Here is a 14,569-nt window from a genome sequence, read left to right on the forward strand (position 1 = left end):
GACAATGAGAGCGGCGGGAAAATCCCGCCGTTTCATTCCTGCGCCGGTAGATTCTCCAAGAGGGCCATCGCATCCCGGCGCCACTCAACTTTCGCATGATCGGCCGCCGTTTGTTCCTTCTTATCTCTAAGGCCCGGGTCCGCGCCATGCTTCAACAGGCTTATTACAGTAGCTGTGGAGCCATATCCTGCAGCCATCATCAGCGCCGTCTCACTTTTCTGGTTCTGAAGGTTAGGGTCGGCGCCATGTTTCAGCAGGTTTTCAACGATCGCCATATTCGCGAATCGAACCGCAACCATGAGCGCCGTCTCGCCGGTCTGAGTCTGACGATTGGGATCCACTCCTTTTGCCAGAAGGAATTCCACGTTGGTTTCGGAACCTTCACCGACAGCCAGCATCAGCAAAGTGTAACCTGATCCGGTTTCCTGATGCACATCTGCGCCGTGACTGAAAAGAATTTGTCCGAGCGCAGGATCAGCGAACGGTTTTTGGCATCCGGTATTGTCGAAATACTGAAAAAGCGAAAGTCCATCAAACGACCAGCCCGGCATTCTTGCATTGATGTCCGCCCCGTGAGCAAGAAGGCGATAGACACCAATCGGATTGCCGGAGCAAACTCCGGCAGCGACAGATTCTGGAAGAATCCAAGGGCGTGTAAAATTCAGGAAGCCCGCCACCCAAAGACCGACGATAACGATAATCAATCGAATAGAAAATCTATAGAGCCGCTTCATTCGCCCCCACGACATGACAGCCACAGAAAAGGCGGGAGAAAACCCCGCCTTTTGAAATTCAAGCCGCAGCGAACTCCGCCACTTCATACCGATAGGTGGTCGAGCAGAACTCGCAGGTGACGGCGATCTCGCCGTTTTCCTGGCTGGCTTCGATCTCTTCCGCCGAAAAGCCGGTGAGCACGCCCTTGATCTTGTCACGCGAGCAGCTGCAGCGGTCGTGGACCTTCTGCGGTTCGTAGACGCGCACGCCGCGCTCGTGGAACAGGCGGTAGAGCAGCCGTTCGATCGGCACCTGCGGATCGGTCAGCTCATCCGTATCGATCGTTTCGACCAGCGTGCGGGCTTCCGACCATGCATCGTCTTCCGCCATCTCGAACTCGCGCTCATCGCCGTCACCGCCATGCAGATCCGGCTGGCGCATGCGCTCCGGCGCCTGTGGCAGGAACTGGGAGATAAGACCGCCGGCGCGCCAGTTATGACGCGGCTTGCCGTCAGTACCGCGATCGAACAGTTCGGCAACGCCGAGGCGCACCTTGGTCGGGATCTGTTCCGACTGGCGGAAATAGACGCCGGCAATTTCTTCCAGCGACGAACCGTCGAGGGGCACGATGCCCTGATAGGGCTGCATTCCACGACCCTGGTCGATGGTGAAGGCAAGGATACCGTTGCCCAACAGGTCGGCCGGCGAAGTCTGGCCTTCCTTGACGGCAGCAGCCAGCGCTTCCTCGTCGTAACGGGCATAGGCGCGCAGAGAGTCCGGCGACGAAAAATCAGCCACCAGCAGATCGACCGGACCGTCGCCCTTGGTCTGTACCGTGAACTTGCCGTCGAACTTCAGCGAGGTGCCGAGCAGCGCCGTCAACACGATCGCCTCGGCGAGCAGGCGCGCGACTGGCGCCGGATAATCGTGGCGAGCAAGGATCGTGTTCAGGAGCGGTCCGAGCTGCACCGCGCGGCCGCGCACATCGAGCCCTTCCACCTGGAAAGGCACGACACGGTCGTCGCCGGCAAAATCGAGCTGGTCCAGTTCAACATTCGCTTCGGCCATCATTTCACTCCTTCGCGTCGACATTTCTACACGAGCGCGCGCCCGAGCGGAACCGCGGGCGGGAGGAAAAGATATCGACGATGTGTGTTGAGGCGTCGTGACACTGCGGAACACAACGCATTCGGGTTTGACCGGTAGATGGTCCCGGCCATCCGCAAAATCAAGCCGCCGGGTTCCTCAGATGGCGCCGAAGCACCAGGCGAGCACGGACTTCTGGGCGTGAAGCCGGTTTTCCGCCTCATCGAAGACGACCGATTGCGGGCCGTCGATGACGGCGTCGGTAACTTCCTCGCCGCGATGGGCCGGCAGGCAGTGCATGAAGAGCGCGTCCTTGTCCGCCTTCTTCATCAGCGCCTCGTTGACCTGATAAGGCTGGAAGATGTTGTGGCCGCGGGCCTTGTGTTCCTGGTTCATCGACACCCAGGTATCCGTGACGATCATGTCGACGCCGGCAACCGCGCGATCCGCATCGTGGCAGAGCATAACCTCGCCGCCGTTGTTGCGCGCCCAGTTGAGGAATTTATCGTGCGGCTCGGAGCCCATCGGCACAGCCATATTCATCTTGTAGCCGAAACGGGCAGCACCCTCGACGAAGGAATGCAGCACATTGTTGCCATCGCCGGTCCAGGCGAAGGTCTTGCCCTTTACCGGGCCGCGATGCTCTTCGAAGGTCATGATATCGGCCATGATCTGGCAGGGATGCGTATCGTCCGTCAGCGCGTTGATGACCGGCACGGTGGCGTGCTCGGCAAGCTCCAGCATGCGGGCATGGTCTGTGGTGCGGATCATGATCGCATCCACGTAACGCGACAGGACCTTGGCAGTATCGCCGATCGTCTCGGCCCGACCGAGCTGCATTTCAGTGCCTGACAGGAACAACGTCTCGCCGCCGAGCTGGCGCATGCCGACATCGAAGGAAACGCGGGTGCGTGTCGAGGGCTTTTCGAAGATCATCGCCAGTACCTTGCCGGCGAGCGGCTTTTCGGCGGTGCCGGCTTTAGTCGCCTGCTTGCGGACCTTGGCGTCATCCAGAATGGTGCGCAGGTCCGACGAAGAGACGGCGGAAATATCGAGAAAATGCTTCGGAGATGCCATTAGAATGTTCCCTATGAAGAGGGAACCATCAATGGCGCCCCCTTCCCTGCCCCTCAGGCCGATTTCTTCATTTCGACGGCGGCGAGTTTTTCAGCCGCCTTTTCGAGACGGGCGAGGCCTTCGCGGGCCTCTTCGACCGTGACCGTCAGCGGCGGGATCAGGCGCACGACATTGTCGCCGGCCGGAATGCCCAGCATCTTTTCGTCGCGCATCGCCAGCATCAGTTCAGCCGCCGGGACCTTGGCCTTGACGCCGAGCAGCAGGCCTTCGCCGCGAACATCTTCGATAACCTCAGGGAAACGGTCCTTGAGGCTCGCAAGCCCCTGACGGAAGATCAGCGAGACGTCGCGGATATTTTCCATGAAGCCGTCGGCCAGCATGACATCGAGCACGGCATTGCCGACGGCCATGCCGAGCGGATTGCCGCCATAGGTCGTGCCGTGCGTGCCGGCGGTCATGCCCGATGCGGCCTCTGCCGTTGCAAGGCAGGCGCCGAGCGGATAACCACCGCCGATGCCCTTGGCGAGCGCCATGATATCCGGCGTCACGCCAGCATATTCATGCGCGAAGAGCTTGCCCGTGCGCCCCATGCCGGTCTGGACTTCATCGAAGATCAGCAGCAGGCCGTTATCGTCGCAAAGCTGGCGCAACGTCTGCATGAATTCCTTCGGCACCGGTCGGATACCGCCTTCACCCTGGATCGGCTCGATCAGGATTGCGGCGGTCTTTTCGGTGATCGCCGCCTTCAGTGCGTCGAGGTCACCGAACGGCACCTGATCGAAACCTTCGACCTTGGGGCCGAAGCCCTCCAGATATTTCGCCTGGCCGCCGGCGGCGATGGTCGCCAACGTACGGCCATGGAAGGCGCCTTCGAAGGTGATGATATGGAAGCGTTCCGGGTGACCCTTCACATATTGATAGCGGCGTGCGGTCTTGATCGAGCACTCCAGCGCCTCTGCGCCGGAATTGGTGAAAAACACCTTATCCGCGAAAGAGTTGTCGGCGAGACGCCGCGACAGGCTCTCCTGGCCAGGCACTTCATAAAGGTTCGACACATGCCAGACCTTCTCCGCCTGGCTCTTCAGCGCCTCGACGAGATGCGGATGGGCATGACCGAGAGAATTCACGGCAACGCCCGAGCCGAAGTCGAGATATCGCTCGCCCTTTTCCGTCACAAGCCATACGCCCTCGCCGCGCTCAAAGCGCAGCGGAGCCCGGGCAAACGTGTCGAAAAGCGCGGCTTCAGCCATGGCGACATCACTCCTCTAGGCAGTACCTGAAAAGCCGGAACAACCGGCCGGAAAAATCAAAAATGCCGCCCTCAGGGCGGCGCGGGCACTATCGGGGCTTGAGGCCGGAATGTCAACAAAGCTCGGCATTTTCGCCATCTTTCGGCGCTAAAACGACGATCCACAGCCTCTGTGACAAAAATGACTCGCCCGGACAGCAAGTTGGGGAAAACCGCGAAATCGATTCACCATGATTCGCCCGACTCTTGCCACGGAGTCAGCCTCACACTAGGTTAATACTCAATTACTAGAACGCATGCGGCGGAACTAGTCACCCACATCCCAGATATTGTGTTCGCCTGAAGATGATCTTCGCGGCGAGGGTGAAAGGATTCTGCTTGCCGGCGACGTTCAAAGGCGGAGAACGGGCATGAACTGGACAGACGAGCGTGTCGAGAAACTGAAACGACTGTGGTCGGAGGGCCTCAGCGCCAGCCAGATCGCAGCACAACTCGGAGGCGTAAGCCGTAATGCCGTGATCGGCAAGGTGCACCGCCTTAGCCTGCCCGGCCGAGCGAAGGCCGGCGGCACTGTGGCGACGAGCCGTACCAACAACACGGCTGCGAAGCGCACCACGTCCGCGCCACGCGCCCCGAACTATGCGTCCCGTGTCACCACCCGCACCGTCGCCCGCGCTGTCGGCGCGACTGTTGTGAAGGAAGAGATCGAGGTCGAAACCTATCATGAGATGGAATATCGTCCCGCCTCTAACGTGGTCGTGCCGATTTCCCGCCGCCTCGGCCTGACGGAACTCACCGAGCGCACCTGCAAGTGGCCGGTCGGCGACCCGCTACAGGAAGACTTCCATTTCTGCGGCTGCGAGTCCCCGGACAGCTCGCCGTATTGCGGTTACCACGCCAAGCTGGCCTATCAGCCGGTGCATGAGCGCCGCAGGGCAGCCGTCCGAGCCTGATCAAGGCTTCCGGCGGCACTCACGAGGACGAGATGGAAAGCGGGCTTACGGCCCGCTTTTTTGTTGGGTTGCGATCGGCTCCAACCGCATCGGGCGATGCATCTCCGGTGGATCGCCCGATGCGGAAGGCTTTCCCTTCTCCCCAGCCGGGAGAAGGTGGCCTGAAGGGTCGGATGAGGGGGCCGAGTTCTCCACGTTCAGTAAGGATATTGGGGGTTGTTTCGCGCGGCCCCTTCATCCGCCTGTCGGCACCTTCCCCCGCTGGGGAGAAGGGAGGCCAACCTCGTCCGTCGCGCAATAACTCGCTGTCCGACAATATGCCTGCCCGCCCGCCGCGCATAGCAGCCCTGCCCCGCCAGCCCTTGCCCCAGCGCACCCAATCACCTATTTCAAACCAGCGAGGACGACCTCCCCCGTATCGGGCATGAACTCCGGGACGACCCGGAACCTACCCACAGGGGTTCACCATGCGCTCGACACGAGACCGCATTCGCCACGCCATCAGCTTCGAGCTTATCGCGCTTCTCATCGTAACGCCGGTCGGCGCGCTGCTGTTCAGCAAGCCGATCTCGGATATCGGCGTCATCGCCATCGGCGGCGCGACGATCGCGACGGGCTGGAACTATCTCTACAATCTGGGTTTCGACCACCTGATGCGACGGCAGACGGGCAGCACCCGAAAATCGCCGGCCATTCGCGTGGCGCATGCGATCCTGTTCGAACTTGGATTGCTGGTGGTGCTGTTGCCGTTCGTGGCCTGGTATCTGCAGATCAGCTTGTGGGAGGCGCTCGTCATGGACGTGGCATTTGCGCTCTTCTACGTCGTCTACGCCTTCGTTTTCAACTGGGGCTACGACCGGGTCTTCCCGTTGCCGGAATGGCAGATGGAGAGCTAAACAACCACGCTTGCAAGCAAGATTCGAACACGTCAGGGTTGCCAACTAGATAATAAGCTGCGCTTCATCAGCTTGAGTTATTTTCCCTAATCGTTTTTTGCGACTGATGGTGATATCGCGTCGAGTATCTCTCGGTGCCTCTACCAAGACAAGCGCTTACCGAAGTTTCAAATATCTTGCGACTGAAGGTACATACAATCCTGTTAACGCTCATTTTACCCGGTATGGCCAATGAACCCCAGACTTAAAAAGCATATCATCTTTTTAAGCCTAGCCGTTTCTTTCGCCTATTGCACTTTCTCACATAACCCGGCGAATTGGGATCAGAGCATCGAGAGTGCAAGTTTTGAAGATTATGAGAAAATGTTTGGACCAGCCACGTCCAAATGCTTTGAACCCGGAGTATGCTATACATGGGTCTCCGGGATAAAATTTTTTGACGGGTATCTTTTCGCAAGTTTGATGAGCGTCGATTACGACTTCGAAACACAAAAGATGGTAAAATCAGTCACTTACTTACCATATAGCGATAGCTTACTTTTGTTTGTCCGAAATAAAGTTTTTGGATTTGGATTAGCCGGATAAAAAATGAAAGCCGCTCATCCGCAGGAACAATCCTGGAAAGAGCGGCTTCAAGCGCGTTATCTCTGGCCCCTCAGAGCGAGGCTGAGAGAATGATCAAGATTCCATCGAATATCCCGCGCCGCGGACGGTGCGGATGACATCCTGCATGTTGGAGAAGTTCAAAGCCTTTCGCAGGCGGCCGACATGCACGTCGACGGTGCGTTCGTCGACATAGATGTCGTGACCCCAGACACCATCCAGCAGTTGGGAGCGCGAGAAGACGCGACCCGGAGAGGCCATCAGGAATTCCAGAAGGCGGAATTCCGTCGGTCCGAGGCGGACTTCGCGGCTCTTGCGATGCACGCGATGCGTCTCGCGATCAAGCTCTATGTCGCCGCAGCGCAGGACGCTGGAGAGGACTTCGGGCTTGGCACGGCGGAGCATGGCCTTGACGCGGGCCATCAGTTCCGGCGTCGAGAAGGGCTTCACCACATAGTCGTCGGCACCGGTGGCGAGACCGCGAACGCGTTCGCTTTCTTCGCCACGGGCGGTCAGCATGATGATCGGCAGGCGCTCGGTTTCAGGGCGCATGCGCAGCCGGCGGCAGAGTTCGATACCGGAAACGCCGGGCAGCATCCAGTCGAGGATCAGAAGATCCGGTGTCCGCTCCTGAAGTCTGATTTCGGCCTCGTCGCCCCTAAGGATCGTCTCGACCTCATAACCTTCAGCTTCAAGATTGTAGCGAAGAAGCACGCTGAGTGCTTCTTCGTCTTCCACAACGGCGATTTTTGGCAGCATTTCAGATATGCTCCGTCACATTCCGTATTTTACGCAGGCCATGTTTACGCAGGCCCTCACTCTTCGGGGCGGCCCTATTCGGTGACCGCGCCGACCGTGTTTGCCGTATCGTCCTTCGGACGATCGCCTTCCGGCTGAGCACCCGTCGTCATGTAGTAGATGGTCTCGGCGATGTTGGTCGCATGGTCACCGATACGCTCGATGTTCTTGGCGCAGAACAAGAGGTGCGTGCAGGTGGTGATGTTGCGCGGATCTTCCATCATGTAGGTCAGGAGTTCGCGGAACAGCGAGGTGTACATCGCGTCGATCTCTTCGTCGCGGCTACGGATCGCCTCGGCCTTTTCGGCAGAACGCGTCGAGTAGACGTCGAGAACGTCCTTGAGCTGCACCAGAGCGAGATCCGACAGATGTTCCAGGCCGCGGGCGAGCTTGCGTGGGACGCCGGTGCCCTGAACCGCGATGACGCGCTTGGCAGTGTTCTTGCCAAGGTCGCCGACGCGCTCGAGATCAGCCGCGATACGCAGCGTGCCGACGATCTCGCGAAGGTCGGACGCCATCGGCTGGCGCTTGGCAATCGTGACGATCGCCTTGTCCTGGATTTCGCGCTCAGCGTGATCGAGGATCACGTCGTCGGAAATCACCTTCTGCGCCAGGGCTGCGTCGGAATTGACGAGCGCGCGCAGAGCGTCCGAGCACATCTGCTCGGCAAGACCGCCCATTTCGGAAATGCGGCGGCGCAGGTATTTCAGTTCATCGTCGTAGGCCGACAGAATATGGGTCGATGCCATCTTCTTATCCTTAAATAGGTGAAATTCAGGCGGCACAGTCCGGCATATCAGCCGAAACGACCCATGATGTAGTCCTGGGTGCGCTGGTCGTCCGGGTTGGTGAACATCTTGTCGGTATCGTTCTCCTCGACGAGGTTGCCGAGATGGAACATGGCGGTGCGCTGCGAGACGCGGGCAGCCTGCTGCATCGAGTGCGTCACGATGACGATCGTGTAGTTGGCGCGCAGTTCATGGATGAGTTCTTCAACCTTGGCAGTCGCGATCGGGTCGAGAGCCGAGCAGGGCTCGTCCATGAGGATGACTTCCGGCGAGACGGCGACGGCGCGTGCGATGCACAGGCGCTGCTGCTGACCGCCCGAAAGGCCGGTGCCGCCTTCGTGCAGGCGATCCTTGACTTCCGTCCAGAGGCCGGCGCGCTGAAGGCTCGCTTCAACGATCTGGTCCATGTCCGCCTTGTTCTTGGCAAGACCGTGGATGCGCGGACCGTAGGAGACGTTCTCGTAGATCGACTTCGGGAACGGGTTCGGCTTCTGGAAGACCATGCCGACGCGGGCGCGCAGTTCGACGACGTCGATCTGCTTGTCGTAGATATCGTCCGTGTCGAGCGTGATCTTGCCGGTGACGCGGCAGTTCTCGATCGTGTCGTTCATGCGGTTGAGCGTCCGCAGGAAGGTGGACTTGCCGCAGCCCGAAGGGCCGATCAGCGCGGTCACGGTGTTTTCGCGGACGTTGAGGTTGACGTCGAACAGAGCGCGCTTCTCGCCGTAATAGACGGAGACGTCCTTGCCGATCATCTTGTAGGAAACTTCGCTCATCTTCTGGTCCAGCGCCTTTTCAACTGCTGATTCTGACATCATGTTCATCTCGAGTTCCCTCCTTCTACCAGCGACGTTCGAAGCGACGCCGCAAGAGAATTGCGCCAACGTTCATTAGGATGAGGAACAGGAGCAGGATGATGATCGCTCCCGAAGTACGTTCGACGAACGCACGTTCCGCTTCGTTTGCCCACATGTAGATCTGTACCGGCAGGGCCGTCGACGGATCGAGCGGCGTCGTCGGGTAGTTTGCTACGAAGGCGACCATGCCGATCAAGAGCAGCGGCGCGGTTTCGCCGAGTGCGTGGGCAAGGCCGATGATCGTGCCGGTCAGAATGCCCGGCATGGCGAGCGGCAGGACATGGTGGAAGATGGTCTGCATCTTCGAGGCGCCGAGACCGAGAGCCGCAGCGCGGATCGACGGCGGGACGGCTTTCAGCGCGGCACGGGTCGCGATGATGATGGTCGGCAGCGTCATGAGCGTCAGCACGAAGCCACCGACCATGGAGGCGGAGCGCGGCAGGCCCATGAAGTTGACGAAGACAGCGAGGCCGAGAAGACCGTAAACGATCGACGGAACGGCCGCGAGGTTGTTGATGTTCACTTCGATCAGGTCGGTGAACTTGTTCTTCGGCGCGAATTCCTCGAGGTAGATCGAGGCGGCAACGCCGATCGGCAGTGCCAGCGCCAGAACGATCAGCATCATGTAGAAGGAGCCGATCAGGGCGACGCCGACGCCGGCTGCTTCCGGACGGCTCGATGCGCCGTTGACGAAGATGCCGCCGTTGAAGTGCTTGCCGAGCGTGCCCGCTTCGGCCATCTGGTTCATCCACTTGACCTGCTGGTCGTTGACCTTGCGGTTTTCCTGGGAGACCTTCAGGTCAATCTGGCCCTTGAAGGCGGAGTCGATGTCACCGGAGGCGAGCAGCGAAACCGTCTGCGTGGTGCCGATCAGCGCCGGGTTGGCGACGACCATGTCACGAAGCTGGGCACGGACACCGTCCGACAGCATCTGGCCGACCGAACGGGCAGCGACGCGGTCGTTGACATCGGCGCCAAGCACCTTGGCGAGCGCATTGCGGGCGACGATCGGATAGTTGGCCGTCATCAGCTTCTGCGGATTGGTTGTGCGCTCGTTCTGCGGGTCGATGACCTGCTGCGAGAACTCGACCGGGATGGTGATCATCGTCTGCTGAAAGGCGGTATAGCCCTTGGAGAAGACGGACCAAAGAAGCATCATCAGGAAGATGATGCCGAAGGATAGAGCGGCGATCCCATAGGCCCGGAAACGACGTTCTGCGGCGTAACGGCCCTTGATGCCGATATCACGGCGTCCTGCCTTGGGCTTGGAGATGCCTGCAATGGGAGAGGTAAGATCGGTCATTCGTACTGCTCCCGGTATTTGCGCACGATGTAAAGCGCGTAGATGTTGAGGCAAAGCGTGATGACGAAGAGCGTGATGCCGAGCGCGAAGGCAACCAGGGTCTGCGGCGAGGTGAATTCAAGGTCACCCGTCAGCTGGTTGACGATCTTGACGGTCACGGTGGTCATCGGCTCGAAGGGGTTGAGCTGCATGCGGGCGGCAACGCCTGCTGCAAGAACCACGATCATGGTTTCGCCGACGGCACGCGAAGCGGTCATCAGCAACGCGCCGACGATGCCCGGCAGGGCGGCCGGCAGAACGACCTTCTTGATCGTTTCCGAACGGGTCGCACCGAGGCCGAGCGAACCGTCACGCAGAGCACGCGGCACGGCGGTGATGATGTCGTCCGACAGCGAGGAGACGTAAGGGATTAACATGATGCCCATGACGAAACCGGCGGTCAGAACGCTCTGTGCCTGAATGAAGTTCGAATAATCGCCGGTGACGAGGCCGTTGAGCTGCGAGGAAAGGTCGCGCAGGAACGGGCCGACGGTCGTCAGGGCGAAGAAGCCGTAGACGATGGTCGGAATGCCGGCGAGGACTTCGAGCAGCGGCTTGGCGATGGAACGCACCTTGGGAGAAGCGTATTCCGCCATGTAAATGGCCGAGAACAACCCGATCGGTACAGCGAAGAGCATCGCTACGAAACCGATATAGAGCGTACCGAGCAGCAGCGGGATAAGGCCGAACTGGCCTTCCGAACCGCCGGAACCGGCAGCGGCGAAACGCGGATCCCAGACCGTACCAAAGAAGAATTCCCAAGCCGGGACATGCGTGAAGAAGTGAGTGGCTTCCGTCAGCATCGACAGGACGATGCCCACGGTCGTCAGGATGGCGATCGACGATGCAACAACGAGGCTGACGAGGATGACCTTCTCGACGCGATTGCGGGCGCGGAAGCGCGGCTCGATCTGGCGATAGGCGAGGAAGCCGCCCGCGACGGCCGCGACCAGCACGACGATCGTCATGGTGATCCGGCTGATGTCGGTCATGATGTTCAGGTCGCCGGCAGCCTTGACCATGTAAGGCTTCGGATCGCCGGCAAGCGGAACGCCCTTGGCGCCGAGCGCTGCGCGCAGATCCACCGGATTGGCGCCGACACGCTCGATTTCCTCGTTGGTCAGCGCGTTCATGCCGCGGGCGATCGAGGAAATCATGCCATAGGCAAGACCCTGCTCCGCCTGGGACTGCGCTTTCACGTCATCCGGAAAAGCGCTGCGCACCGACGAGCTGATGTAGAACGGGCTGGCAACCAGCCACACGAAAAGAATAAGCACGGCCGGAACGACGGCCCATACGGCAACGAAGGAGCCGTAATAGCCAGGCCGCGAATGGAGCTTGGACGAAAGCCCTCCGACCAGCGCCATGGCATGACGGCCGCCGGCGACGTAGCCCGCAATGCCGATGATTGCCACAATCAACAATATCAATGATGTACTCATCATAATCCCCCGGCTACCGCCTGCGGCGGCACCTTGACCGCCCAGCTCCGCTCATCGGAGCCGATCGCATTCGCCGTTACGCGAAAAGCGCAACCATCACCGCGTCAAACGCGGCACCGACCGGCGCCCCTCTCGACTGCCGATCGAAGGAAAATCGGCGCCACCCCGAAAGGCGGCGCCGACCCTCAAGACGGATTACATGGTCTTGCCAGCGGCAAAGTCCTTGCGAGCCTGTTCGCGCTGTGCGTCCGGAGCGGCAACGAGGCCGTATTCGACCAGCGGGGAGTCCGGGCCGACCATGTCGTCGGACTGGAAGAATTCTACGTATTCCTTCAGGCCCGGAACAACGCCCAAGTGAGCCTTCTTGACGTAGAAGAACAGCGGACGGGAAACCGGGTAGGTGCCGTCAGCGATCGTAGCGGAGGTCGGCTTGATGCCGCGCATGGTGGCGACCTTCAGCTTGTCCATGTTGTTTTCGAAGAAGGCCAGGCCGAATACGCCGAGGCCGGTCTTGTTGGCAGCGATACGAGCAAGCGTCTCGGTGTAGTCGCCGTCGATGTCGACTGCGGCGCCGTCCTTACGAACAGCAATGCAAGCCTTGCCCTGAGCAGCCTTGTCGGCGATTTCCTTGGCGATAACGTCCTTAGCGCCAGCATCCTTGCAGCCTGCGTCCAGAACGTTCAGTTCGAAGACTTCGCGGGTGCCGTGCTTTTCGCCCGGGATGTAGGCAGCGATCGGGCCCTTCGGCAGGGTCGGGTTGATGTCGGACCAGTTCTTGTACGGGTTGTCGACGAGCTTGCCGTCAACGACAACCTTGGCGGCCAGAGCCTTGTAGAGGTCCTTCGGCTCAAGCTTCATGTCGCCGTTCGAAGCGTCGGTTGCGAAGACGATACCGTCGTAACCGATGCGGATTTCCTGGATGTCGGTGACGCCAGCTGCCTTGCAGGCATCGGCTTCAGACTTGTTGATCGGACGCGAAGCGTTTGCAACGTCGATGGTTGCTTCGCCAACGCCCTTGCAGAATTCCTTCAGGCCAGCGCCGGTGCCGCCGGACTCAACGACCGGGGTCTTGAAGTTCGGGAAGGTTTCGCCGAAGGTCTCAGCAACGATCTTCGCGTAGGGAAGAACGGTGGACGAACCGGCAACCTGTACCTGGTCGCGTGCGGCGGCAGCGCCGGCAAACGCGACAGAAGCCACCAGGGCAGCTGCGGAAAGTTTCAGGATGTTCATGAGGTATCTCCCGTCATGGGCTTGTGTGAATGCGGACGTGCGCGGCTCTCGCTCTCGCCGTGCTCGGCCCGCTTGTCTTAGCGGTTGTAGCCCGCTTCTTTTATGTCACTTCGGTGAAACATTTGTGACAATTTAAGTATTTGAAATATAACGATAACCCAATTGCACAGCCTTGCAGTACGTCAGGTTTATGTCAAAACCTGACGGTGAACTTGCTGCCCTTGCCGACCTCGGACTTGACGATCAGACGGGCCCGGTGGCGGGTCAGAATATGCTTGACGATGGCAAGCCCCAGACCGGTCCCTTTCTTGGAGCGGCTGTCGGCGACGCTGACGCGATAGAAGCGCTCTGTCAGGCGCGGAACATGCTCGGCCGGAATGCCCGGCCCCTGGTCGACGACCGTGACTTCCACGGCGTCGGAGGGCGCGTTCTTGAGATAGACATCGACGAACTTGCCTTCCTGACCGTATTTGCAGGCGTTTTCGATGAGATTTTCAAAGACCTGAACCAACTCGTCGCGATCGCCGAGAACTTCCACCTTGCCTTCAGGCAGATGCGTACGGATTTCGACACCGAGATCGTCGGCCAGCGGCAGAAGTGCATCGCGCACGTGGCCGATCAGTGGCTTCAGGTCGATCGTCTGGTCCGGCGCGATATGCGACTTCAGCTCCAGACGCGAAAGCGACATGAGATCGTCCACCAGACGGCTCATGCGCGTCGCCTGGTCGAACATGATGCCGAGAAACCTTTCATGGGCGGCGGCGTCCGATCGGGCCGGCCCCTGCAGCGTTTCGATGAAACCGCGCAGCGACGCAAGCGGTGTGCGCAGTTCGTGGCTGGCATTGGCGACGAAATCCGAGCGCATGCGGTCAATGCGGCGCAGTTCGGAAATATCGCGGAAAGAAAGCAGATAGAGCTTTTCCTTCAAGGCCTGGGAACCGTTTATCGCCTGGCTGAGGTCGACCGGCGCGACACGCAGCATATAGACCCGTTCGGAAGGGAGCCGTTCGGAATGTTCGATCTGGTTCGGCTCTTCGGTAGTAATGGTTTCCCGAACCATGTCGAGAATACCCGGCGAGCGGAGCCGTGCCGAAAGATGCGAACCGACGGCGAGTGCGCCGAAAGCCCTCTCGGCCGCCTTGTTCTGGAAAAGCACTGTGGCCTCGCTGTTCAGGAGGAAGGCCGGGATGTCCAGCGCACCGAGCGTGGCGGCGACCTGCGGCAGCGGATCGAAGACAAGCTGCTCCGGCTGCGGAATTGGTGGCTCTTCCACTTCTGGCAGATCGGTTCGGCGACCGAGCACCGAAAGTGACAGGACCAGCCAGACGACCAGAACCGCCAGCCAGTCCGTATCCGCGACGATGGCGATCAGTGCTACCAAGGCAAGCAGCAACAACAAGGGGCGCTCCCGGCGCATCCTTGCGGCCATCGCCTTCAGGCGCTCACGCCATTTTCCCTCCACCGGCTCCACGCTTTTACCCATCGCTCCCAAGGTTTAAACAGCGGCTCATATATAGGCTTTGTGACAGATGTT

General features: G+C 59.9%; 13 protein-coding genes. 2 read left to right on the forward strand and 11 right to left on the reverse strand.

From position 1 onward, the window contains the following. Positions 1 to 32: 32 nt before the first annotated feature. The 4 genes from KX729_RS17505 to KX729_RS17520 form a co-directional block, all read right to left on the reverse strand. Positions 33 to 734 (reverse strand): ankyrin repeat domain-containing protein, encoded by a 702-nt coding sequence (locus KX729_RS17505; protein ID WP_219743779.1) that lies wholly within the window; start codon positions 732 to 734, stop codon positions 33 to 35. Between the two features lie 58 nt (positions 735 to 792). After that, entirely contained in the window at positions 793 to 1,782 is a 990-nt protein-coding gene (locus KX729_RS17510; RefSeq protein ID WP_219743780.1) for an Hsp33 family molecular chaperone, read from the reverse strand. Positions 1,783 to 1,959: 177 nt separating this feature from the next. Continuing rightward, the gene (gene argF, locus KX729_RS17515; protein WP_219743781.1) at positions 1,960 to 2,877 is read right to left on the reverse strand and encodes an ornithine carbamoyltransferase; all 918 of its coding nucleotides are present in this window, start codon (positions 2,875 to 2,877) and stop codon (positions 1,960 to 1,962) included. Between the two features lie 53 nt (positions 2,878 to 2,930). Next, entirely contained in the window at positions 2,931 to 4,127 is a 1,197-nt protein-coding gene (locus tag KX729_RS17520; RefSeq protein WP_219743782.1) for an aspartate aminotransferase family protein, read from the reverse strand. A 409-nt stretch (positions 4,128 to 4,536) separates the two neighbouring features. Between KX729_RS17520 and KX729_RS17525 the strand changes: the two genes are divergently transcribed. Both KX729_RS17525 and KX729_RS17530 read left to right on the forward strand, forming a co-directional pair. Further along, positions 4,537 to 5,079, forward strand: coding sequence for a GcrA family cell cycle regulator (locus tag KX729_RS17525; protein WP_219743783.1), 543 nt, complete (start codon positions 4,537 to 4,539; stop codon positions 5,077 to 5,079). A 467-nt stretch (positions 5,080 to 5,546) separates the two neighbouring features. Then, positions 5,547 to 5,975 (forward strand): PACE efflux transporter, encoded by a 429-nt coding sequence (locus tag KX729_RS17530; RefSeq protein WP_219743784.1) that lies wholly within the window; start codon positions 5,547 to 5,549, stop codon positions 5,973 to 5,975. Positions 5,976 to 6,653: 678 nt separating this feature from the next. Here KX729_RS17530 and phoB read toward each other — a convergent pair. The 7 genes from phoB to phoR form a co-directional block, all read right to left on the reverse strand. After that, a complete protein-coding gene (gene phoB, locus KX729_RS17535) occupies positions 6,654 to 7,337 on the reverse strand; it encodes a phosphate regulon transcriptional regulator PhoB (RefSeq protein ID WP_219743785.1) in 684 nt (227 codons plus the stop codon). Positions 7,338 to 7,411: 74 nt separating this feature from the next. Continuing rightward, positions 7,412 to 8,125, reverse strand: a complete 714-nt coding sequence (gene phoU / locus KX729_RS17540) for a phosphate signaling complex protein PhoU (RefSeq protein ID WP_219743786.1) — start codon at positions 8,123 to 8,125, stop codon at positions 7,412 to 7,414. A 47-nt stretch (positions 8,126 to 8,172) separates the two neighbouring features. Further along, positions 8,173 to 8,988, reverse strand: a complete 816-nt coding sequence (gene pstB, locus KX729_RS17545) for a phosphate ABC transporter ATP-binding protein PstB (protein WP_219743787.1) — start codon at positions 8,986 to 8,988, stop codon at positions 8,173 to 8,175. Positions 8,989 to 9,004: 16 nt separating this feature from the next. After that, entirely contained in the window at positions 9,005 to 10,324 is a 1,320-nt protein-coding gene (pstA, locus tag KX729_RS17550; RefSeq protein ID WP_219743788.1) for a phosphate ABC transporter permease PstA, read from the reverse strand. Next, complete coding sequence (gene pstC / locus KX729_RS17555; RefSeq protein ID WP_219743789.1) at positions 10,321 to 11,805, reverse strand: phosphate ABC transporter permease subunit PstC; 1,485 nt, start codon at positions 11,803 to 11,805, stop codon at positions 10,321 to 10,323. The genes pstA and pstC overlap by 4 nt, the downstream gene beginning before the upstream one ends. Before the next feature lie 195 nt (positions 11,806 to 12,000). Further along, positions 12,001 to 13,035 (reverse strand): substrate-binding domain-containing protein, encoded by a 1,035-nt coding sequence (locus KX729_RS17560; protein WP_219743790.1) that lies wholly within the window; start codon positions 13,033 to 13,035, stop codon positions 12,001 to 12,003. Between the two features lie 193 nt (positions 13,036 to 13,228). After that, the gene (phoR, locus tag KX729_RS17565) at positions 13,229 to 14,518 is read right to left on the reverse strand and encodes a phosphate regulon sensor histidine kinase PhoR (protein WP_246617680.1); all 1,290 of its coding nucleotides are present in this window, start codon (positions 14,516 to 14,518) and stop codon (positions 13,229 to 13,231) included. Positions 14,519 to 14,569 lie beyond the last annotated feature (51 nt).

This window comes from Neorhizobium populisoli, from assembly GCF_019430945.1.
Taxonomy (GTDB): domain Bacteria; phylum Pseudomonadota; class Alphaproteobacteria; order Rhizobiales; family Rhizobiaceae; genus Neorhizobium; species Neorhizobium populisoli.

What these genes read in the sequence shown, in the direction of transcription:
- pstC (WP_219743789.1), bottom strand. Translation starts at nt 11,805, where the DNA reads ATGAGTACATCATTGATATTGTTGATTGTGGCAATCATCGGCATTGCG.
- pstB (WP_219743787.1), bottom strand. Translation starts at nt 8,988, where the DNA reads ATGAACATGATGTCAGAATCAGCAGTTGAAAAGGCGCTGGACCAGAAG.
- argF (WP_219743781.1), bottom strand. Translation starts at nt 2,877, where the DNA reads ATGGCATCTCCGAAGCATTTTCTCGATATTTCCGCCGTCTCTTCGTCG.
- KX729_RS17530 (WP_219743784.1), top strand. Translation starts at nt 5,547, where the DNA reads ATGCGCTCGACACGAGACCGCATTCGCCACGCCATCAGCTTCGAGCTT.
- KX729_RS17525 (WP_219743783.1), top strand. Translation starts at nt 4,537, where the DNA reads ATGAACTGGACAGACGAGCGTGTCGAGAAACTGAAACGACTGTGGTCG.
- phoU (WP_219743786.1), bottom strand. Translation starts at nt 8,125, where the DNA reads ATGGCATCGACCCATATTCTGTCGGCCTACGACGATGAACTGAAATAC.
- KX729_RS17560 (WP_219743790.1), bottom strand. Translation starts at nt 13,035, where the DNA reads ATGAACATCCTGAAACTTTCCGCAGCTGCCCTGGTGGCTTCTGTCGCG.
- KX729_RS17510 (WP_219743780.1), bottom strand. Translation starts at nt 1,782, where the DNA reads ATGGCCGAAGCGAATGTTGAACTGGACCAGCTCGATTTTGCCGGCGAC.
- pstA (WP_219743788.1), bottom strand. Translation starts at nt 10,324, where the DNA reads ATGACCGATCTTACCTCTCCCATTGCAGGCATCTCCAAGCCCAAGGCA.
- KX729_RS17505 (WP_219743779.1), bottom strand. Translation starts at nt 734, where the DNA reads ATGAAGCGGCTCTATAGATTTTCTATTCGATTGATTATCGTTATCGTC.
- phoB (WP_219743785.1), bottom strand. Translation starts at nt 7,337, where the DNA reads ATGCTGCCAAAAATCGCCGTTGTGGAAGACGAAGAAGCACTCAGCGTG.
- phoR (WP_246617680.1), bottom strand. Translation starts at nt 14,518, where the DNA reads ATGGGTAAAAGCGTGGAGCCGGTGGAGGGAAAATGGCGTGAGCGCCTG.
- KX729_RS17520 (WP_219743782.1), bottom strand. Translation starts at nt 4,127, where the DNA reads ATGGCTGAAGCCGCGCTTTTCGACACGTTTGCCCGGGCTCCGCTGCGC.